The sequence below is a fragment of the Paramagnetospirillum marisnigri genome (assembly GCF_001650715.1).
In the GTDB taxonomy this organism is placed as follows: domain Bacteria; phylum Pseudomonadota; class Alphaproteobacteria; order Rhodospirillales; family Magnetospirillaceae; genus Phaeospirillum; species Phaeospirillum marisnigri.
On record NZ_LWQT01000065.1, the window covers coordinates 1 to 19,870 of the forward strand.

Sequence of the window (19,870 nt, forward strand, 5' to 3'; positions counted from 1 at the left end):
CTTGTTGGTGGGCAATTCGCCCATGGTCTCGCCGACTTCAATCATGGCTGAGTTCCAAGCTCATTCGGATTCCTGTCGTCATCTCTCATCCCACGAGAACAGCGATATAGACTGTCCCCAGAACCAAGAAGATCCCCATCAGTGGCATGCCCCAGCGGACATATTCCCGATGGGTGAATTGCAGACCGGCGGCGGCGGCGGATGCCAGTTCCGGATGCCGCTTCACGAAGCCGGAATATTGAGTCATGGCCAGGGATCCCGCCGTGGCGCCCGGCAGCGCAGCCACCGACCCCGCCATGATGCCCAGCGCCAGCGCCCACCAAGCCGCCTGACCGTCCCCGTCCAGGCGAAGCGTCGCCGCCACCGGGGCGAAGACCGCCGCCGAGGTGCCGCCGCCCACGAAAATAGTGACGGCGGCGGCCATCCACATCAAAAGGATGGCGCGGACGCGATCATGGGCGGCGGTAATGCCTTCGAGCCAGTTCACCGCCCAGTCGAGAATCCCCACCGAGGTCAAGGCCCCCACCATCACGAACAGGCCGCCGTAGAACAAGATGTCGGTGCCGCCGCAGGCCGAGAAAAACTCGTCATCCCTGAAGCGGCCCAATCCAAGCGCCGTCACCCCGGCGACAAAGGCGATCCAGCCCGGCCGCACCTTCAGCGGCCCCGCCAGGATCAAACCGGCGACGGTGACGCCGAAAATGATCAGTCCATAACTCAAAAGCCGACGGTCGATGGCACTGTGACGTAGCGCCTCGCCCCGGGCCCAGACCGGATCCACCGGAATTTCCGAGCCTTTCCAGTCGCCCAAACGCCGCTCGAAGAATACCAGCATCACCGCCAGCAAGATCAGGCAGACAGGCATCATCCCGGCGATGAAATCGTTGAAGTGAAGCTTGCCCGCCGAGGCCAGAATCATGTTGGGGAAGTCGCCGATCATGGTCGAGGCCCCGCCCAGATTGGCGGCGATAATCTCGGCGATGATGACCGGCACGGGGTCGATGCCGGTGCGAAAGCACACCGTCAAGGTCACCGGAACCACCACCGCCACCGTCACCAAGGAGTTGCTGGCCAGCGAAATCCCGTAGGTCACCAGCGCCATCATCACCAAGATCCAGCGCCCTTGGCCCTGGGACAGTTCCGCCGTTCCGGCCGCCAGATAGGCATAGACGCCGGAGCGGGCCAGGAGGGCGGAAATGGCCGCCATGCCGAAGATCAGGGCCAGAGTCTCGAAATAGACGGAGCGCAGCGCCATGACCGGCGTGTAGCTGCCGCTGATGGTTCCGATCATCACCAATGCCGCCGCCCCGGCCAGAACGGCCAGATGGCTGCCCTCCGCCCACCGATAGATAACGGCGAACGTCGCGACGAACACGGCAAGGGTGAGAAGTCCGATCATCTAGTTATCCACCTTCGACAACATGACTTCATCGTAAGTCAGCGGCTCTTCCGAGAATGTCGGCTTGCTTGTATCTCCGGCTTCTCGCGCCTCGGCGCTGACATGCAGCGATTCGATACGGCGCATCTTGCCGCAGACCGCGGCCTGAACCGCCTCGCAAATGTCGTGGGCCTGCTCCACCGTATGCTCGGGATCGACGCCGATGATCATGTCGGCCCAGATGTCTTGGCCCACATAGCGGGCGCGCAGATGGATCACGCCGCGCACGCCGGGGACCCGCTCCGCCGTATCGACGATGCGGTTCTGCACCGCCTCGCCCGCGGTATGGTCCATCAGGCCGCGATAGGCATCCATGAAGACGACCTTGCCCAGCAGCAGCAGGTCGATGGTTTCCCACAGGGCGACCGCCGGATCGATCCACGGCATGTTGAGGTAATGGGCGCCGATGATACCCAGCGCCACGGCCCCCGAAGCGGTGGCGTCGCCATGGTGATGCTTGGCCATGGTCTTGATGATGGGACTGTTGGTCTCGATGGCGACGCAGCGGGAGTAGAAATACATGGCCACATTGACGCCGACGGAAACCAGCGCCGCCCACAGCACGATCAGATGCGGGGTGCGGTGCATGCTTTCATCCAACAAGATCTGGACGGCGTGGACCAGCAGATAGCCGGTCAGTCCGATGAAAACGACGCTGACCACCATGGACAGAATGAATTCGACCTTGCCATGGCCGTAGGGATGCTCCGCGTCAAGGGGCTTGCTGGAGATGGTGGTCCCGATGACCACCATCAGCGCATTCAGCATGTCCTTCAGCGAATACATGGCATCGGCGAGCATGGCCTGCGATCCGCCGATCAGACCGACGAACGCCTTCATGACCATCAGTACGGTGTTTACAGCCAGGCCGACCCAACCGATGCTCCTGCTGCAGACCGTGCAACCGCTCTTCCTCATCCTTACTCACTCCAAAGCCCCGACCCCGCCTTCAACCCAAGCGAAGGGATTCAGCGCTTGATGACGATGCTCTTCCCCGGCGACTTCTGCTTGCGCCGCGTCATGACGTTCGCCAGCACCGAGACGATGCCGGTGGCGAAACCGAGAAAAAACGTTATGCCCAGAACAACGAAATGCGGCGCAATCATCGCCAGTGGTCCCAGGCGGGTTTCGACCATATGCGAGTTGGACGACGCCAACAGCACGATCAACCCGCCGAACACCAACGATCCGATCAATCTTACCATGCCACTGTCCTAGACTGCCGCGTATCCCCGTCCCGCATATCGAACTCTCCCCCCGTCACGAGCCGGAGACGTCTCCAAGCTGACGCCAATACTGCGGCGGAAGCTCTTCCGCCAGACGCAAGGCGCCCCGGCAACCGTCGAAAGTGGGGTCCTTGACGCAGGTCACGTTCGCATCGCCGAAGGGACGCAGCTTTTCCTTGACGTAGGCCGCCAATCCGCGAATGCGCGAGCCGCCGCCGGCAAACACGATGTTTTGAAGCACGGTGGCCTGATATTCGGGCTGGAACGAACGCAGCAGCGTCTCGATGCTTTCGATAATGTCGGGCATCAGCGCCTCGCAGGCGATCTTCACCGGCTCGGTCACGTCAGCGCGCACGGGCTTGCCGGCGGCGCGGAACTCGAACGAGGCAACCTCGGTGGGGGTGCCGACGAAGGAGAACTGCTCTTTCACCGCGCAGGCGACATTCACGTTCATCTGCAGTTCGGGATGACGTTCCAAGATGGCGTTCTGGAGCCGCTCATCCACATAGTTGCCAGCCTTGGTCAGGGTAACCTGATCTTCGGGGCCGGGAACGGTGCCCTTCAGGGCGCAGATATCCGTGGTTCCTGCGCCGATATCGACGATGATGGTGTTGATCAGCTTGTCCAGGCCGTAGCCGACCATGAACGGTTCGGACACCACCAGGGCGGTATGAACCACCTCCTGAGCCATCTTGAGCAGCAGCGCCTTGTTGGCCGCCGACGCCCGCGCCGGCACGCCGATGACGGCGCAGATCTCGTCGTTGGGGCCGGGCTCGGCCGACTTCACCACATGGGTCAGCAGATGCCGCGCCACTTCGATGTCGCGGTCGCTGATCTCGCTCAGCACGCCGTCCTGGAGCGGATAGCGGATGTCCAGGTAGGAGCGCATCTCGAAAGCCTCGTCGCCGACCACATAGGGGCGGCCGAGCAGCTTCAAACCGATGACGTCCTTCGGGTATCCAACCACCGACTTCAGCAGGAACTTTTTGCCCCGGCTCGACATCACCGCAGTATGGGAAGTCCCAAGGTCGATGCCAAGGAACAATCTGTTCTTGGCCTGGCCTTCACCTTCACTCATTTTTGTCACTCCGTTCGCGTGCTAAATGACCAATTGACGGCTGCCAGCTATTTTTTCTTGCCCACCGTATCGCATTGAGACGTGGAGCAGGTCCCGCAACTTCCCTCGGCGGACCCCGTCAGCCGACGCGCACCGGCGACGACGTTGTCCCCAATGACACGCCCCCCCTTGACCACGCCGCCGACGACCCCGGCACCAAGACTGAGGACACTACGCACCGCCGAACCGGCGATCCCGAAAATTCCACCGAGAAGGTCTTCGACGGGAACGTCCTGAACCGTGGCGGCCTTCTTTCTGACCGGCGGAGCCTTCCTCTTCTTCGCGGGCTCCCGGACGGGCTTGGCCGCTGGGGCAACGGAAGGGGGAGAGGCCAAAACCGGGGCCATGGCCGCAGCCGCCTGCATCAGTTCGGCAAGACCGAAATTAGTCGCCGGGGCGGGAACCGCCACCGCGTCCTCGATGCTTTCGGCCACCGGCTCGGAAACAGCCGCCTCATGAACCAATTCGGGCTCGGCCACCGGAAACTCGGGCTCCGGCTCGGCTTCGGCCACAACCTCCACCGGCGCGACTTCGGGCTCGGGCTCGGCCACCGGAAGCTCCGGCTCCGGCTCGGCTTCGGCCACAACCTCCACCGGCACGACTTCGGGCGCGGGCTCGGCCACCGGAAGCTCCGGCTCCGGCTCCGGCTCCGGCTCCGGCTCGGCTTCGGCCACAACCTCCACCGGCACGACTTCGGGCTCGGGCTCGGCCACCGGAAGCTCGGGCTCCGGCTCGGCTTCGGTGGTCTGGATCGGCTGAACCTCGATCACCAGATCGGAGACGGACACCGTGATATCCGAAGTGATCGGCTGGGACGCCTCCAACTCGATGACGAAATTGCTCTCCGGGGTCTCGACCTCTTCCACGCGGCTGGGGGTCCGCCAGATCGGCTGCGACCAGCGGCTGACCAGATCGCCGACGGACGGGGATTCCGTGGGGCGGGTGGGGGCGGGGCTCGGCTGAACCGGCTCGATCCGGCCGCCGTGATTGGCCGACCAGGGCGAGCTTTCCAGCAAACTGGCCCAAATATCGCCTTGCTGCGCCGGCTTCAGCGACACGGCCAAAGTTGGCGTGGGATGGACCGTCACCGAGACGATCTCGGGCTCCGACGGCATTCCGCCGCCCGCCGACAAGCCTTCACCCTGGCTCCCGTCACCTTTGTCGCGATCTCGCCGGTTATTCGCCATTATCCAGCTCCACCATCAAAGGACAATCCAGAACTCTTGGCCATTGCGGTTGACCTTCAGCAAAATCTGCTGCCCGGCATTCGTCGCACCCTTAATGGCGGCGTCGAGACGAGCCGGACCGGCCACCGGCCGATTATTTACCTCGAGGATGAGGTCATTGGCCTGGAGCCCCGCCACGGCGGCCCGGGATCCGACCAGAACCTCGGCCACCTGGGCCCCCTTGGCTCCGGGAACCGGAACGGCGCCCGGCACACCGGTGATCGGACGCGGCGCCTGGAAGGTTTCGATCTCCATGCCCAGCCAGTTGAACTCGGTCGGAGGCTTCGGCATGACGGCCGGACCACCGGGAACCGCGGCCATGCCGGGTGCAGTGGGGGCCATGCCGCCTATGGGCGGCTGCGCCATGTCGGCCATGGCCGGAGCCTGGACCGCTGCGGCGGCCAGACCGGCGGGTCCAGCGACCAGGGTCATGTTGCGCACATCGCCATCGCGCAGGACGCCGAGCCGCACCGACCGTCCGGCATGCATCTCGGCCATGATGGCGGAGACTTCTTCCGGCAGACGGACAGGACGGCCGTCCACCTTGAGCAAGACGTCACCGGGCCGCAGCCCCGCCGTCGCCGCCGGAGTATTGGGCGTGACGCCGGAGATGAACACTCCGCGTCCGACCGGTACGCCGGTCTGGGCTCCAAGGCGCTGCGACATGGGAGTCAAGGCGGCGCCCAAAAGCGTGACCCGGCCGGTTCCGGCGGCGGTCGACTGCCCGCTGCGCGGCCCCTGAATATTGATGGCCAGGCTTCCCGGCGGCTGCGCGAAGCGGTAAGCCCCCCCGCCGAGTCCCGGTGCGGCGATGGGCGCGGCACCGCCCAGCATCTGATGGCAATTGGCGCAGTTCATGTTCTGACGGCCGTCGGTATGGGGCGAGACGGCGCCCATGGGAATCGGCGGCGGCGGAATCGGGGCGGCGATGGGCATCATCGGCGCGGGCCGCCCGTTTCCGGCCGGAATCAGATCGTGGCAGGTGGTGCAATCCATGTTCTGGCGGCCATCGGTGTGGGGCGCCCTAGTCCCGGCGAAAATGGCCGGACCCGCCGCGCCCACGCCGCCGCCCATGGGGCGCTGCATGGCCACCAGGCCCATGGAGGCCCCTTCGGCGGTGGAGGTCGGCAGCCAGCCCACTTCATCCAAGATGAACAGGCGGGCCTGATTGCTGGGCACGGCGAAGCCGATTCCGGCAAAGGCGCCGTTGGGGGTGTAGATGGCGGTATTGATGCCGACCACCGTCCCGTTGGAAATCACCAGCGGACCGCCGGAATTGCCCTGGTTGATGGCGGCGTCGGTCTGCAGCAGGTTGGAATGGGTCACGCCCTCGATCACCATGGACTTGCGCTTGGCGGAAATGATGCCGCGGCTGACGGTCATGTCCAGACCGAAGGGAGTCCCGATGGCGATCACTTCGTCGGCGACCTGCACCCCGTCGCTGTCGCCCAGAACGGCGGCTGTCAACGGCGTCTTGGGGGCGACCTTCAGCAAGGCGAGATCCAGAGCCTCGTCCATCTTGATGATTTCGGCGGAATAACGGGTCGAGCCCACGTCGTCCTGCACGGTAACGAACACCGAATTGGCGCCGCGCACCACATGGTAGTTGGTGACGATGAAGCCGTCGTTACGGACGATCACGCCGGTGCCGATGTTTTCCACCGAGCGGGTGGCGGGATTGGCGAAATGGGGCAGTCCGTCAGGGTTGGCCAAGCCCAGGGGATCGGGCATGGCCTGCCCGTTGGCCGATGACGCGGTCACGGCGACAACGCTGTTGCGCAGCAAGGTGACGACGCTGGAGAACGGCCCCCCGGCCCCAATGGGAGCCGGTCCGAAATCCACCATGGGAGGCATGGTCGCGATAGCACCGGCGGCCGAGGGCGGCGCCACGCGGGCACCAGCCGGAACCGAGATGGCCGGATTGGCGGCTGCCGACGGCCCGCCCTGCTGTACCGGAACATTGACGGCAGGGCCGGTGCCCCGCCCCATCTGCTCCAACATGGCGCCGAGACGAAGACCGCCCGAGGACTGCCGGTAAATGAAGGCGCCAAACAGGACGACCAGGGCAACCACGCCCATGAGCATCAGATAGCGCTTCAGATCCTTGCCGCAGGAAGCATCGCCGCGCCCGCCGTCTTCTACGTCACCATTGAACATGGCCATCAACCATCGATGTCAGGGTCTGAAGCGGTCCCCTTGTTGGAACGAGGCAACCGCACGGATTGCACCCCGGAGGCCAACGCGACCAAGCCAAGGATGAGCAGGGCCACCGGCACCGCTCCGCGCAGGAACTCGGTCACCGACCACCACCATGCCGTCACCCCCAGCAATCCGAGGGCAAGCGCCAGCAGTCCGAAAATCACGCTTGGCATAAACGTTACTCCAGTCTTGATGCAGAGCGAATGGCGCTACGCCACCCCGTCGTCCCCTGGGGCGTCGTCGCCGCCGCCGTCACGCGCCTCGCGTTTCAGCAGGCGCAATGCATACGCCGATATAATCAAGTTTCCAACACCAGTAAAGACAAAAGGTGCCGGCGGGCCAACATAATCAAATAAAAACCCACCGACCTGAACAAAGAAAATAATACCAATACACCCAATAACATTAAATGCGCCAAGAACAGACCCAAGCAAATCCCTAGGCGCGTAGTCAACTGTTAATATTTGAGGTGCCACAAAACAACCAGCCTGCCCGGACGCAATCAACAAGATGGGCAGTACGATGAACCAGTCAAACGGATTGATGATGAAACCCAACATTATGAATCCCAGGGCGGACAGCACCATCCCGAGCAGAACCGCCTGAATGCGGCCGAAATGCTCGATAAACGACCGCCAAACCGGGATCGAGAGCATGACCACCGCCCCCATCAGCCCGATCAAGATTCCGGCCCGCGCCGCCGCCTCGGCCTGCCCGACCTTGATCAGATCGGCAAAGTAGATGAACCACAGCATGAGGAAGAGCCCTACGAACACCATGTCGCTGCGGGCGAACAGCGAACTGGCGAAAGCCAGGCGCAGGCGGGGCTCCGCCTTCACCAAGCTCCAGACCGCCCGCCAGGGAACCGAGGTTTCCTGGGTGCGCGGAGCGACATCCACCAGGAATTTCCCCGCCAGCCAAGCACCGGCCAGGGAGACCGCCGCCGTCAGCAGCATGGTCACGGCGATGCCCGCATGGGCCGGGATCTGCATCAAAACAGCGTAGACCAGCGTCACCCCGAAGGCCATCATGAACGCGGTATTGGACATCAGGCGCGCCCGGGTGTCGTCGTCGCTGAAATCCCCGGCCAGGGCCGACAATTGAGGCCATACCGCGCCGCTGCCCGCCGACATGATGACCCGCGAAACGTAATAGACGACCAGCGCCCCGATGGAGGCACCGCCGATCCAGGGGCTGAGCGGCGCGATCACCGCACCGATGGCGGCGACCAGAAAACCGGCCACGATGATCCTGACCCGTCCGATCCGATCCGACAGGTAGCCGAGATAGGCGAAGATGAAGAGATCCAGAACCTCGGTCACCACCTGCACATTGGCATTGACGGCGCCGGCGGTTTCGAATGAGATATTAAGAACGTTTCGCAAGAATAGCGGCTGAATAGCAACCACCAGGGTCATGAAAACCATGCACAACGCCGACAGCAAATAAAGGGCGTTGTGCTGGCGCACTTTAACTTCTGCCGCAGCCGCTTCCACTCGAGACACCCATCACCTCCGATTCGGTCAGACTATAACAGCGAGTCGGGGGCGGTTGACAACACATAAACACAGGGTTCATACGAAGGTACCCCGCAATCCGCCGCTGCAGCGGATTGCGTATATATGCTCGAAACAAGAAGTCTCGATTTCCTGCCGCCGCCCTCGGATTCGGATCAGATGCTCTCTTCACCAGAAGATAACGATAATCGAACGCAACATGCCGGACTTTCCCGCATGCGGACTTATGCTACGGCTTTGCTTGCCTTGATCTCCGCTGTGTTCGCATTCTCCGTTTGGGGGGAGAAAGCCTGGCCCTGGCTGGCGCCGGTTCGGGCCTTCGCCGAAGCCGCCCTGGTCGGCGGCATCGCCGATTGGTTCGCGGTTACCGCCCTGTTTCGCCATCCTTTCGGACTTCCCATCCCCCACACCGCCGTCATTCCACGCAATCACGGCCGGATCGCCGCCGCCATCGGCCGGTTCGTCGCCGAGAACCTGCTGGCGTCGCAGGCGCTGGCCCAACGGCTGGAGGAACTCGATACCGCCGGACGGCTGGGGCGCTGGCTGGCCCGGCCTGAGACAGTGGCTATGATCGCCGCCCGGATCGCCGGATCGCTCCCCCCCATCGTCGATACAATCGGCGAGCAACGGTGGCGCAGCACCATCGGCGGCGGTCTGCGCAAGGTGGTCGATACCGCCATCACCGCCCCGCACATGGCCAACATCTTGTCCTACATGGTGGGGCGCGGCTATCACCACGCCATCTTGGATCATCTGGTGACCGAGGCCCGCTCCTTCGTCGCCCAGAACCGTTCCTTCATCCGCGCCAAGGTCGCCAAGGAATGTCCGGAATGGCTGCCGCTGTGGGTGGAGACCCAGATCGCACAGGGCGTCGCCCAAGGCATCGACGGCTCACTGGGGGAGCTGACCGCCCCCGACCATCCCTGGCGGCTGAAATTCGAGCTCTTCGTCCACGAAACCATCGACGGCATGACCAATTCGCCGCATTTTGCCCAGCGGATCGAGGAGCTCAAGATGCAGGTTCTCGACGATCCCGCCCTGGATGCCTATCTCCGCCAGTTGGGAAGCAGCGCCTACGACCACCTGATGGAGGAGGCCGAGACCATGGAGATGCTCCTTGAAAACGGCCTGCGCGAGATCGGTCAACGGCTGGAGCACGACACCGCCATGCGTGCGACCCTGAACCGCTGGCTGCGCGACGCCACCGAAGCCTTGCTGGTGCCCCGACGCGAGCTGATAGGCTCGCTGATCACCGATCTGGTCATGCGCTGGCGCACCCCGTTCCTGATCGAGAAGCTGGAAAGCCATGTGGGCAAGGATCTTCAGTATATCCGCATTAACGGCACCGTGGTCGGCGGCCTGGTAGGATTGGCCATCTACACGGTCACGACGCTGGCTCAGCGCTAGAGTGCATCAGCTCGTTCTTCTAGAGTTTCTCGATTTTTGATTCGGCTTGAATGCGAGAAACTCTAGGCTCGGCGGGAGCGGGCGGAGCCTCCGCCGACGGCGGGACACTCGCGGGGGTGGGCGGATTTTCCGGCTTGTGGGCCGGGCGCGTCCATTGGATGGCGGCTCCGGCGCCGCAGGCCGAACAATAAGGCGCCCATGACCCCGAGGTCGCGCCGCAAGCCTCGCACACCCAGGTGGGCGCTGCCGCAGCTTCGCGTTCACGGCGGCGCCAGATTTCAGCTCGCTCCGCTCCGCCAGGCTCCTTGTCCTCGATCTCGGCCATCAGCCGACATCCCAACGCATCGGGCGCGATCTTCAGCGCCGCCATGAGGTGACGGCGGGCGACGCCCCATTTGGCGGCGGCGACGGCCGCTTCCCCGGCGGCAAGGTGGCCTTCGGGATCATGCGGAGCCCATTCCGCCAGGGCCTCAAGCCGCTTCAAACGGCTTTCAGCATCGTCTTCGCGCCACAGCGGCGCGCAGGTTTCCAGCAAAATCCGGGCGGGAGCGCTCCGCCAGACCGCGGCCAGGACCGCTTCGGCTTCGGACCGGCGACCTTCGGACACCTCCTGCCGAAGCACGTGCAGAGCCGCCGGGAGAAAGCCCGGATCGGCGGCCAATGCCTCACGCGCCAGCCGTAAGGACCGAGCGGGATCGTCCTGGGAGTCCAGGCATGCCTGCCCTTGCAGCACCACGGCCCGCCATCGCGCGGCCAAGGCCGGCGACAATCGCCCGGCGGAAAGAGTGGCGTCGATGCATGCCTGGGCCGCCGCCCACTCCCCATCCCGGAGTTTGGCGGCAAAGGCGGCCGCATCCTCGGCGCTGGGATCGGCGGGGGCGCCAGGCGTCTCGACGACGGCCACAGGAGCGGGCGGCGGCGCAGCCTTGACCGGCGGCGGCGGCTCTCTTTCGACCACCGGCGGTGCGGGCGGCTTCTTCGCGAACAGCCGTCCCTTGGCCGGCTCGGGCCGGAGCGTCGCCGCCGGAGGCGCAGCGGGGCGCGGTATCAGCCGGTCCAGGCGGGCAGCAAGCTCGGGACTGTCCAGCAACCGGGCCGCCTCTGCTCCGAGGCGGCGGCCGTCGCCGACATCGCCGCTTTCGGCCGCGTCCAGCGCCGCCAAAAGGGCGAGCATTCCCTTTTCCCGTCCCCGGGCCTGTCGCGACTTGCCCAGCTTGGCAGGAAGATCGGCCACCAGCGCCGACAGCCGCGTCAGGCCGGAAAACAGCATGAACACCGCCAGAAGAATGCCGAGAAGCACGGGGATATTGGTGTCCACATGCCAACCCAGCCATTCCACCTGCACCGTCCCGGCATTGTCCGAGAACCACAAAGTGGCCAGCACCACCGGCGACATGAAGATCAAAAGGACGATAAGGCGCAACAGCATGGTCACTCGTCCCGGGACGCGGCGACGGTCATAACCGTCGCCGACAGTTCAGACAACACCGCGTCCACGGTCAGACGCAATTCCGCCGCTTCCAGCCAGGGCTGGATGGCAGCCATGCCGGGACCTTCGGCATGGCGCAGCACCGTGACCGCCCCGGCCAGATCGCCGCCCGCCAGCAGCCGGGAGGCGCTGTTTAAGGCCCCGTCGATGCCTTCATTGCTGTTTTCCGCCCGCCGGACCACCACCGCAGATCCCAGCCAATGCCGGATATTGGCAGGAATCCAGCTACTTTCGGCCACGTCGTCGAGCTTGCGCGCCGCCGCCGCCGTCATGCGGAAGCTCTCGGCCAGGGCCACGCGGGAGACCACCCCGGTCCCCGCCCCCATGGTCAATGGCGCCAGCTTGTCGGCGCCGCCCTTCTCGGCCAGAGCCAGGGCCGCCTTCAATTGGGCGGGATAAGGCGTGCCCCGGTCCACCGCTTCCCGCAGTTGCCCCAGCACCGCCAGGAACAAGGGTGCGCGGTCGCGGCGTTCGGCGATGCGACGAAAAGCCGCTTCCGCCTTTTCCACCGCGCTGGACAGCTTGGCGGCGCCCCCTTCGTCGGTCGCCAGCTTGCGGACCACGTCCAGATCGCCCTTGATGGCGGCCACCTCGGCGGACAGACGCGCCATCTGCGCCTGATCGGCGGCGGCGGCTGCCTCCTTGCGCGGTTCGTGCTCCTGCTTGCGGATCACGGCTTCAATCACGGTCAACCGCCGGTCGGTCTCCGCCAGCCGCATGGCCAAAGGCCCCAGGGAGGCTTCCAGCATCTCCACCCGTTCGTCCAAGCCGGCCGGTCGGGGCGCGGCGGCCGTGGAGCCCATCTCGTCCCCCAGCCATTTGGCCCACGGGCCGGGAAGGCCGCCGAGACGCGGCGCCAGCAAGGGCCAAGCCAGCACGCCGCCCACCAGGATCACGGCCAGATAGAGAACCACCACCCGACCGCCTCCGTCCCGGCGTCGCGCGGGGCGGCGTCCGCCCAGGGGCTGTTCTTTTTCGTTGCTATCCATCAGGCTCCGCTTCCACTGGCTTCGCTGCCGCCGACCAGGCAGGCAGGTCCGCCGGGGCGATCTTCATGATCGCCGACCTTTTTGGCAAGCCATTAATAAGTGCCGCGAGCGACCTGCGGACGCGGCCCGCGCACGGCCCCGCGGGGCTCCCGAAACGAAACATCCCGACGCCCGCCAAAGCGAGACGTCGAGATGCGCATCATCGGGTCCGAAGATCAGATCCGGTCGGCGACCCAGCTGATCAGGGGCAACTTCCACGCCCGCTGGAACACTACGGAAACCAGCCCGAGTAGGGAGAACACCAGAACCCCCATGGACGAGAAACCGAAAATCCACTTCCCCAGAACGGGAACATGCAGCGCGAACAGCGCCAAAACGCCCCACATCCAGATCACCAGCCCCTGCTTGGCGTGGAAGTAGACGAATTCGTCGTCCCGATCCACCAGAAGCGGAACGAAGCACAAGACGCTGAGATAGGACAGCGCCGCCATGACCGTCGTGCGCGCACCGAGCGTGCTGCGAAGGATAGCTTCAGTCATTCCCCCCTCCTCCTCGTTCAGGCCAGCGCGTCGCGCAGTTCGACTTCCTCGTCGCTCTGCGCCGATTCGATATCACGGCTCTTCATATACGCGTAAACCGCCCCGGCGCCAACAACGCCGAGAATGATCGGCCCCCACGCGCCCAGACCGAGACCCAGGCCGAGGCCGAGGCCCTTGCCGGTCCAGATGGTTCCACCGACGACCTTGGCACCGGCGGCGGCCTTGCCCGCGCCGAGGGCGACCTTGGTCCCGGCGCCCTGGGCGGCGGCAACATTGGCAGGAGCCGCCGGAGCGGCAACGGCGGTGGCAACACCCGTCTTGGCGGCGATGCCGGTCTTGGCGACGGCGCCGGTCTTGGCGGCGGCGCCGGTCTTGGCGGCGGCGCCGGTCTTGGCAGCCCCAGCCTTGGCGGCGGCGCCCTCGCGCTCCATCTCGCCCATGGCGGCGGCGGCCTTGGTTCCGGCCGGGGCCCCTGGGGGGCAAATAACTCCGTTGGCGATCTGAGCTGGCACCTCGGTTCTCCTCACAATCAAGTAGCGCGGGACTGAAAACGCCAGCCCCCTTCAGACTAGCGGCATCAATAACATGAGATCATTGCTGAGGACAACACGTTACGAGGACAACGTCACGACAGCGGAGAAGTTGCGACCAACTATTATTTTCTCTTTTAGAAGAGCAAAAGAGAATTATTCGCACTTTCCCGCCTTTGGCGTCCTGCAGCCGCCGCAGCCGAGACCGCAACCTTTGCCCAGATAGAAACGCCGCGCCGCCCAGGCCCCCACTAAAACGACCACGGCGAGCGCGGCGGTCACATCCCAAAGATCAAGCATGACGAGCACCTCATGGCCGGGGACTTTCGAGTGCCACAGGAAACAAGCCACCGTCAACATCCAAAGGGATCGTTCCCAAGCCGACCAGGATTGAATACGTCAACCCCGTCCGGTTTGGCGCGCATGCAAATCACTCTCAACAAAATATCTGGAGATGAAGCGCATAGTCATCCCCAGCCGAAGATAACATGACCCGAAGAGAAGTTGAGAGGAGCTATCAACGCATTTTCTGTTTGCCTGGGCTCTTGTTTCAATTATTCTTGCCAGGCTGTACGTGAGGATTCGGAGTGTAGAGTCATGGCCGCTCAGGTTGGAGGGCAGATTTTGGCGAACGCCGCCGCCCCGGCAAAGGCTTCGGCTGCCGCGGGGATCGGGACCGGCGGAGCCGCCCTCGGCGTCGGGAGCGGCATCATCGCCTCTCCGGTCGGGACAGCCGCCATCGGCAACGCCATGCTGACCGGCAAGGGTGTCTGTCTCGGGCTCGGACTGGGACTCGGTGCCTGGGGACCCGTGCTTGTCGGCATCGCCGGGCTGGCGGGCGCCGCCTATCTGGTCGGCAAATTGAAAAACTGCAAGGCGGAGGTTGATGCCGCCGCCGATGCGACTTAAGTGAGGATACGACAATGGCTGAGGCAATCTTGCTCGAAACCGAAAACACCCCCTGCAGCTGCCGCTCCTATCTGATGGCGGGCCTGAGCTATCTGGGCATTCTCTGCTTCGTCCCGCTGCTGATGAGCCGGGACGACGAATATGTGTACTTCCACGCCAAGCAGGGCTTGGTGTTGTGGATGTGGAGCGTCCTGGCCATGTTCGCCCTGCATCTTCCCCTGATCGGCAAATGGCTGTTTGGTTTCTCGTCCATGGGCGTGCTGGTTCTGTCGGTGGCTGGTCTGGCCTCGGTGGCGCTGCGCCGCACCTGGCGCCTGCCGCTGGTCGGTTATTTCGTCGCGTTGATCTGATCCAAAGCCGCTCAACAAGCCCGCCGGTTTCAGGCGCATAGCGGCATTCTCGCCGCCGTAAGGAAAGACAGACACGATGCAGGACCTTCTCCTGGCCAAGGTCGAAAGCGCCATGCAGGCGTCCCAGGTTTCCGCCCTCGCCGGTCAGACCGCGACGGTCACCAAGGTGTCGGCGGCCACCAATCTCGCCACCATCACCCCCACCGCCGCCGGACAGGCGCCAATCATCGTCAAGCTGGACGCGACCCGGCAGGTGGTTGAACTGCAGGCTCTGGTCGGCAAGACCGTGATGGTCGGCAAGACCCCCGCCGCCATCGGCGGTATCGGCAACTGGATCGCCTTGACCCCGGTCACCGGCGCCAAGGCCGCCGCCGCCGCCACGGGCGCGGGACAATTGGTGATGATGAAGGTGGAAGGCACCGCCGCCGCCGTCAACCTGCCCGCCCTAGCCGGCAAGAGCTTCACCATCGCCCAGCCCCCCGTCGCCGCCGGGACCAAGGCGGCCGGCATGCTGTATCTGAACCCGGTCGGCGGCGGCGATCTGATCGCCATCAACGTCCAGAACGCCGCGACCCAGACCGGCGGCCTGGTGGGCAAGACCTTCGTGGTCGCCCCCAGCCCCGTCATCGGCGGCACCACCGGCAAATTCCTGGTCCTGAAGCCCCTGACCGCCGGAGCGGGCAAGGCCGTCGGCGGCGGCGCCATCGCCGCCAAATTCATTCCGGCCGCCGTCACCGGCACCGGCGGAGCCGCCGCCGTGGGCGCTGGATCAGCCTCGTCGCTGCTGACCGCCGGAGCCGGCACCGTCACTCCCATCACCGCCGCCGGAACCAGCAGCGCCATGCTGTCCGCCAAGGGGCTTGGCCTCGGCCTCGGTCTGGGACTCGGCGCCTGGGGGCCGTTCCTTCTGGGGGCTGCCGGACTGGCCGGGGCCGCCGCGCTCTATGTCTGGGCGCGACGCCGCCACGGCACCCCCGACCTGTCCGATGATGCGCTCCTGGCTGCGGCCGGGGAAGAATAAGACCTACATCCAAACCACAAGGACCATCGTAATGCCCTTTCACCTTGCCCCCTATCTGGCGAAATCCGTTCCCGGCGTCGGCGTTCTCGGCGCCTTGGTCGGCGGCGCCGCCGCCTTGGCCAAGAACGTCCGCCTCCTGAAGGAAAAGCGCATCACCAATACCGAAGCGGCCATCGATACCGGCAAGGAAACCGTCGGCGCCGGCCTGGCCACCGCGCTTTCCGCCGTGGCCGCGACCGCCGTCGGCGGCGGATTGGTTGTATCGCTGGGCACCGCCTTGGTGGCCGGCGTTGCCGCCAAATATGCCTGGGATCGCGGCGTCGATCTGGTCGAGAAGGAACTGAACCGCGGCAAAGCTGCCAACGGCGCTTCCGACGAGGACATCTTGCGGGACGAACTGGCCTGACGCCCCCCGTTCCGGCCGGCCGCCCGCTTCGGGGCGGCATGGCAGGAACCAAGCGGGGCAGAAAACACCCCACGACGGATGGGTCATACCAAATCCCGATGAGGCTGACTCATCTGGATTTGGTTAGCCCCCCCTCCCGGGGATCGAAATATATTTCGATGGCCGCGCGCCTTATGGCGCGGAAGCCAAGCCGCCACGGGCGGTGCCCGGCGACTGTGGGCGATCCCGGTGATCGGTTGCGATCACTGGGATCTGGTATCAGTCTGTCGAAAGGTTGATCTTGCGCATTCCCTTGACGCAGAACCGCCGATGCCGAGCCAGGGCGGCATGGTTTCGCATGATGGAATCGCAGTCGGGGCAGCAGATCAGCTTGACCGAGGTGTCATGCCCGGTCCGCCGGTCGGCGGCCTTGGACGGTCCATGCCCGCCCGATTGCGGATGGCCGTGCTCGCGGATTTCGCGCAGTGTTATGAAAACCGACGCCACGACGTCCTGTTTCGGCTTGATCGCCCGACCGCAGCCGCCCGCCCACGCCAGCACGATTTTTTCCGCAAGTCGGGCCAGATCATCGTCACGCATGGCGTGGCAAACGAAATGATCGCGGCCTATGCCTCAAGATCGCTGACGGGTTCGCCCAATTCCCCTGCGAATTTGCGGCATAGATAGACACTGCCCAATGCCGCCACAGCGAGAACCGAAAGAACGCCCCACCCAATACCGGCACTGACACAGATCGCCACGGTCTTGCCGACCGTCGGCGACATTGTCAATGCCTTTGCTCCTCCAATATTCATAGAAATCATTACAATCTCCCACGACGCCCACCCTCCCGGTTGGCGGTCGTCACATTTTATTACATGTCTGGGGGGGGGCAAGTAAAATTTGCCAAAAATTAGACGCATTTTAGACTTTATTCCATTTATATCCTATACTTCATCCATTCGTATCTGATTTATACTAAGAAATATTGGTCGGAACCGATCAACAGCGCCCTCACCGGCGGGCGGCGCCTTCCGCCCAACCTGCGCTGCGACAAGATTGGCGCCGATTTGGCTCCAGCCGATCCAAGATTTTGGAATTAGCGTCGCGCCTCAAATGTGAGGCGCGACGCTCAGGCAAGCATTGAGCGAGCGGCCAAGCGGCCGGAGGGCCGCGCTCAGGCAGAGGGACGAACCGTGCCTATCCGGTTAGCGCACACATCCACCATATCTTGTGCCCCAACGGGTCGAGCAACACGGATGAACACGAATACTCGGCTTCGCCTCATTCACGGATCGACACGGATATTCTATTTATTATCAATGTGATCTGTGTTCATCCGTGTTGCTCAACAACCCGTAGCGGGTTTATGTCTTAACCGGATAGGCACGGGACGAACATAAAGCGAGATCATCGTGCGTCATATTTGACGCACGATGATCTAAACGCAAATCCCCGCATGGCTTGCACCCAAGTTGCTATATTGCGAATCAGTTGCGGCATCGACGTGATTATTGGAGTGTGCCGCGCAAGTCACGGGGAAGAAATGGCCCCACGGCTAAAGCCTTTTGCGTCGGATGTGACGCAAAAGGCTTTAGCCGCTCCGGCGGCGCAGCCCCGCCCGCAGCAACTTCGTCTCCATGGTCCCGACATCGAAAGCCCCCCCATCCCGAGGCACCATGTCCTCCAGCAGAATCGGGCAGGATCGGGGCAGTTCAATGGCGGTCGGCCGAATCTGCCCGGCCGCCTCGCGGACCTGCAGCCAGATATCTTCCATATCCAGATGACGCCGAAAGCCCGGCCGCCAGACGAGGGCCAGCTGGGATTGGGCGAAATCCAGGCGCTGCAATTGGCCGCGATCATCGTAGGCCGCAAGCTTCACCAGGGCCAGCAAGGCGCGAAAGATCCACCCGGCCGCCTGATCCACCTTCAAAGTCGCCCCGTCTTCGATCTCTTGAGCCAGCGCCTGGGGGTCGAGCCCCGCCGGGCAGGTGGCGACTGGCAGGCGCCGCAGCAGCGCCGCCTGATCGCGGCACCATCCCACCCAATCGGCATCACGGTCCGTGGTTGTCATTTGATCACGCCTTGCCGCAGGAATCCCGCACCCGACCGAACAACCATCTATTTACCCTGCGCAACGCCCTTCTGTCACCGCCCATGGAGATCGCCTTCCCCCCAGGCAACCATGAAATGGAGAAAACTCTCCGCGAATCTGATAAGACGTAATTCAAGAGCTCATGTGATGGGATGGACGCGGCAAGTGACCAGGAAATGCGGAAAGCCGGTTTGCGACAATGCGGCCTCCTGTGCCGCGGACACGGAGCGGGCGCCCCCCCCTTCCGCCGCCAGGCGCGCCAAAGCCAGGACGCCGAAGCCCCGGCGAAGCGATCTTCGGGACGCCGATCCGACGGACATCGTGACCGCCCCGCCGCCCCCCGCTCCGGCCGTCGAAGCCGCGCTGGCCGTGGCGACGGGTCAGTCCGTCAAAACCGGGCTGGGCGAGGTCCATTGGCAAAAGCGGGAGGAAGCGGGCATCTTGGATGGCCGCGAAAGCCTGTTCATCAAGATCTGGAACGCCATTTCCTCGTTCCGGACGCCCAAGGCGCCGGTCCGTCCGAAGACGCCGAAGAAACGGCCCGAAGCGGAGCTTGACCCTTATGCCGATTTATTCGGCTAAAGGGCTTCGGCCGTCCCTGCGAAATCAGCGGGACAGGTAAGGCGAGACCACCTTTCCTGCTATGGACGGTTGCCGAGCCATAACCATCGATCTTCGCCAGCCGCACCATGGTTCCCGACTTCGGGACGTCGATGATGCCGTCCACCGACCAAGCCGTCCGGCTCCGACCGTCACTCTGATAAAGATCGCCGAGGGCAACAGCTTTCATGATCCACTCCCCTTGAGGGCGTGTCATTGAACACTGATGGCGGAGTGATCAAGTGACCGATTGAAACCAAGATTATGGGATCAGCCGAACCTGGGGGCGACCGCGGCCCCCTCTATGCGGTAGCCAACGGGCTCAACGCGCGCCTCGTCTGCCGGTATCAATTGCTTGACTGCTCTTGGAGATCGCGCACAATTCCTACAGGAGAGCGGTTTCGCCAATTCGCCCTCCCCCCCCCGCGAGGCCGGCTGGGCCGCCTTCGACAACCACCCGGTCGGCCATCTGCATTTTGGGAGAACGGTATGCGTCACTTTGGCCTATCTGCCGCCGCCAGTTCGTCACCGCTCCAAGATTCGATTTACATGGCTGGGTTTGACTGCCGCTTTCGCCGGTGCCGTGGTCGTCTGGGGCCGGCAGATTGCCATCATTCGCGTCACCCGCCGCACCTTGCTCTACACCGAAACCGCTATGTCCGAGACACATCTCTTGATACCGGCAAAAGCAGCATCAACAACAACCGCGACATGACCCGCTCCCACAGCTTCGTCCTCGACATCATACTCAAGAACTGACCGGCCCCCAATGGCGGCTCCAGATCGAATGTTAGTGAAGCATGGTTGATGTTGCCTGGCCAGGGGCGACGGAG

At 64.0% G+C, this 19,870-nt stretch carries 22 protein-coding genes; 7 read left to right on the forward strand and 15 right to left on the reverse strand.

Annotation, left to right across the window (positions count from 1 at the left end):
* Positions 1-85 precede the first annotated feature (85 nt).
* From mamN to mamH, 8 genes are read right to left on the reverse strand one after another with little or no spacing between them, the layout of a single operon-like run.
* A complete protein-coding gene (mamN, locus tag A6A04_RS12420) occupies positions 86-1,399 on the reverse strand; it encodes a magnetosome biogenesis transporter MamN (RefSeq protein ID WP_009869049.1) in 1,314 nt (437 codons plus the stop codon).
* Positions 1,400-2,356 (reverse strand): magnetosome biogenesis CDF transporter MamM, encoded by a 957-nt coding sequence (mamM, locus tag A6A04_RS12425; protein ID WP_011383399.1) that lies wholly within the window; start codon positions 2,354-2,356, stop codon positions 1,400-1,402.
* 50 nt (positions 2,357-2,406) lie between these two features.
* On the reverse strand, positions 2,407-2,643 hold the full coding sequence (mamL, locus tag A6A04_RS12430) for a magnetosome protein MamL (protein WP_041039446.1): 237 nt from the start codon (positions 2,641-2,643) through the stop codon (positions 2,407-2,409).
* A gap of 55 nt (positions 2,644-2,698) precedes the next feature.
* Complete coding sequence (gene mamK, locus A6A04_RS12435) at positions 2,699-3,742, reverse strand: MamK family actin-like protein (RefSeq protein WP_011383398.1); 1,044 nt, start codon at positions 3,740-3,742, stop codon at positions 2,699-2,701.
* 47 nt (positions 3,743-3,789) lie between these two features.
* Entirely contained in the window at positions 3,790-4,968 is a 1,179-nt protein-coding gene (gene mamJ, locus A6A04_RS12440) for a magnetosome protein MamJ (protein WP_281196775.1), read from the reverse strand.
* Positions 4,969-4,983: 15 nt separating this feature from the next.
* The gene (gene mamE / locus A6A04_RS12445) at positions 4,984-7,164 is read right to left on the reverse strand and encodes a magnetosome formation protease MamE (protein ID WP_236686267.1); all 2,181 of its coding nucleotides are present in this window, start codon (positions 7,162-7,164) and stop codon (positions 4,984-4,986) included.
* A 5-nt stretch (positions 7,165-7,169) separates the two neighbouring features.
* Complete coding sequence (gene mamI / locus A6A04_RS12450; RefSeq protein ID WP_008620768.1) at positions 7,170-7,379, reverse strand: magnetosome protein MamI; 210 nt, start codon at positions 7,377-7,379, stop codon at positions 7,170-7,172.
* Between the two features lie 36 nt (positions 7,380-7,415).
* Positions 7,416-8,711, reverse strand: coding sequence for a magnetosome biogenesis transporter MamH (gene mamH, locus A6A04_RS12455; RefSeq protein ID WP_011383395.1), 1,296 nt, complete (start codon positions 8,709-8,711; stop codon positions 7,416-7,418).
* A gap of 270 nt (positions 8,712-8,981) precedes the next feature.
* Here mamH and A6A04_RS12460 point away from each other — a divergent pair, with 270 nt between their 5' ends.
* Entirely contained in the window at positions 8,982-10,130 is a 1,149-nt protein-coding gene (locus tag A6A04_RS12460) for a DUF445 domain-containing protein (RefSeq protein WP_009867710.1), read from the forward strand.
* A 19-nt stretch (positions 10,131-10,149) separates the two neighbouring features.
* On the opposite strand, the gene A6A04_RS23445 is transcribed toward A6A04_RS12460, so the two are convergent.
* The 4 genes from A6A04_RS23445 to mms6 all read right to left on the reverse strand — a co-directional run bounded on the left by A6A04_RS23445 (position 10,150) and on the right by mms6 (position 13,659).
* Positions 10,150-11,559 (reverse strand): heme biosynthesis protein HemY, encoded by a 1,410-nt coding sequence (locus A6A04_RS23445; protein WP_068493356.1) that lies wholly within the window; start codon positions 11,557-11,559, stop codon positions 10,150-10,152.
* A gap of 2 nt (positions 11,560-11,561) precedes the next feature.
* Positions 11,562-12,608 (reverse strand): COG4223 family protein, encoded by a 1,047-nt coding sequence (locus tag A6A04_RS12470; protein WP_068493358.1) that lies wholly within the window; start codon positions 12,606-12,608, stop codon positions 11,562-11,564.
* A gap of 215 nt (positions 12,609-12,823) precedes the next feature.
* Positions 12,824-13,147 (reverse strand): magnetosome protein MmsF, encoded by a 324-nt coding sequence (mmsF, locus tag A6A04_RS12475; RefSeq protein WP_041043082.1) that lies wholly within the window; start codon positions 13,145-13,147, stop codon positions 12,824-12,826.
* A gap of 17 nt (positions 13,148-13,164) precedes the next feature.
* Positions 13,165-13,659 carry a magnetic particle specific iron-binding protein Mms6 gene (gene mms6 / locus A6A04_RS21725; protein ID WP_082914890.1) on the reverse strand — a complete coding sequence of 165 codons (495 nt, stop codon included), beginning with the start codon at positions 13,657-13,659 and terminating at the stop codon, positions 13,165-13,167.
* A 615-nt stretch (positions 13,660-14,274) separates the two neighbouring features.
* Here mms6 and mamG point away from each other — a divergent pair.
* The 4 genes from mamG (at position 14,275) to mamC (ending at position 16,363) form a co-directional block, all read left to right on the forward strand.
* Positions 14,275-14,586: a magnetosome protein MamG gene (gene mamG / locus A6A04_RS12490; RefSeq protein ID WP_068493362.1), complete on the forward strand. Its 312-nt coding sequence runs from the start codon at positions 14,275-14,277 to the stop codon at positions 14,584-14,586.
* 14 nt (positions 14,587-14,600) lie between these two features.
* A complete protein-coding gene (gene mamF, locus A6A04_RS12495; protein ID WP_068493363.1) occupies positions 14,601-14,936 on the forward strand; it encodes a magnetosome protein MamF in 336 nt (111 codons plus the stop codon).
* 76 nt (positions 14,937-15,012) lie between these two features.
* The gene (gene mamD, locus A6A04_RS22925) at positions 15,013-15,957 is read left to right on the forward strand and encodes a magnetosome protein MamD (protein WP_068493365.1); all 945 of its coding nucleotides are present in this window, start codon (positions 15,013-15,015) and stop codon (positions 15,955-15,957) included.
* Between the two features lie 31 nt (positions 15,958-15,988).
* Entirely contained in the window at positions 15,989-16,363 is a 375-nt protein-coding gene (gene mamC, locus A6A04_RS12505) for a magnetosome protein MamC (RefSeq protein ID WP_008620745.1), read from the forward strand.
* Between the two features lie 258 nt (positions 16,364-16,621).
* Here the strand turns inward: mamC and A6A04_RS12510 are convergent, their stop codons facing one another.
* From A6A04_RS12510 to A6A04_RS12515, 3 genes are all read right to left on the reverse strand, one after another.
* Positions 16,622-16,942 (reverse strand): hypothetical protein, encoded by a 321-nt coding sequence (locus A6A04_RS12510; RefSeq protein ID WP_068493368.1) that lies wholly within the window; start codon positions 16,940-16,942, stop codon positions 16,622-16,624.
* A 26-nt stretch (positions 16,943-16,968) separates the two neighbouring features.
* Positions 16,969-17,166, reverse strand: a complete 198-nt coding sequence (locus A6A04_RS22370) for a hypothetical protein (protein WP_156612588.1) — start codon at positions 17,164-17,166, stop codon at positions 16,969-16,971.
* Between the two features lie 770 nt (positions 17,167-17,936).
* Complete coding sequence (locus A6A04_RS12515) at positions 17,937-18,416, reverse strand: hypothetical protein (RefSeq protein ID WP_068493371.1); 480 nt, start codon at positions 18,414-18,416, stop codon at positions 17,937-17,939.
* A 342-nt stretch (positions 18,417-18,758) separates the two neighbouring features.
* Here A6A04_RS12515 and A6A04_RS22695 point away from each other — a divergent pair, with 342 nt between their 5' ends.
* On the forward strand, positions 18,759-19,019 hold the full coding sequence (locus tag A6A04_RS22695) for a hypothetical protein (protein WP_068493373.1): 261 nt from the start codon (positions 18,759-18,761) through the stop codon (positions 19,017-19,019).
* A gap of 373 nt (positions 19,020-19,392) precedes the next feature.
* Positions 19,393-19,752, forward strand: coding sequence for a hypothetical protein (locus A6A04_RS22375; protein WP_156612589.1), 360 nt, complete (start codon positions 19,393-19,395; stop codon positions 19,750-19,752).
* Positions 19,753-19,870: the final 118 nt, after the last annotated feature.

Coding starts and splice junctions, on each gene's coding strand:
- A6A04_RS22370 (WP_156612588.1), bottom strand. CDS start 17,166: ATGATTTCTATGAATATTGGAGGAGCAAAGGCATTGACAATGTCGCCG.
- A6A04_RS12510 (WP_068493368.1), bottom strand. CDS start 16,942: ATGCGTGACGATGATCTGGCCCGACTTGCGGAAAAAATCGTGCTGGCG.
- A6A04_RS23445 (WP_068493356.1), bottom strand. CDS start 11,559: ATGCTGTTGCGCCTTATCGTCCTTTTGATCTTCATGTCGCCGGTGGTG.
- A6A04_RS12515 (WP_068493371.1), bottom strand. CDS start 18,416: ATGACAACCACGGACCGTGATGCCGATTGGGTGGGATGGTGCCGCGAT.
- A6A04_RS12470 (WP_068493358.1), bottom strand. CDS start 12,608: ATGGATAGCAACGAAAAAGAACAGCCCCTGGGCGGACGCCGCCCCGCG.
- mamN (WP_009869049.1), bottom strand. CDS start 1,399: ATGATCGGACTTCTCACCCTTGCCGTGTTCGTCGCGACGTTCGCCGTT.
- mamM (WP_011383399.1), bottom strand. CDS start 2,356: ATGAGGAAGAGCGGTTGCACGGTCTGCAGCAGGAGCATCGGTTGGGTC.
- mamF (WP_068493363.1), top strand. CDS start 14,601: ATGGCTGAGGCAATCTTGCTCGAAACCGAAAACACCCCCTGCAGCTGC.
- mamG (WP_068493362.1), top strand. CDS start 14,275: ATGGCCGCTCAGGTTGGAGGGCAGATTTTGGCGAACGCCGCCGCCCCG.
- mamD (WP_068493365.1), top strand. CDS start 15,013: ATGCAGGACCTTCTCCTGGCCAAGGTCGAAAGCGCCATGCAGGCGTCC.
- mamK (WP_011383398.1), bottom strand. CDS start 3,742: ATGAGTGAAGGTGAAGGCCAGGCCAAGAACAGATTGTTCCTTGGCATC.
- mamJ (WP_281196775.1), bottom strand. CDS start 4,968: ATGGCGAATAACCGGCGAGATCGCGACAAAGGTGACGGGAGCCAGGGT.
- mamL (WP_041039446.1), bottom strand. CDS start 2,643: ATGGTAAGATTGATCGGATCGTTGGTGTTCGGCGGGTTGATCGTGCTG.
- mmsF (WP_041043082.1), bottom strand. CDS start 13,147: ATGACTGAAGCTATCCTTCGCAGCACGCTCGGTGCGCGCACGACGGTC.
- mamI (WP_008620768.1), bottom strand. CDS start 7,379: ATGCCAAGCGTGATTTTCGGACTGCTGGCGCTTGCCCTCGGATTGCTG.
- mamC (WP_008620745.1), top strand. CDS start 15,989: ATGCCCTTTCACCTTGCCCCCTATCTGGCGAAATCCGTTCCCGGCGTC.
- mamE (WP_236686267.1), bottom strand. CDS start 7,164: ATGTTCAATGGTGACGTAGAAGACGGCGGGCGCGGCGATGCTTCCTGC.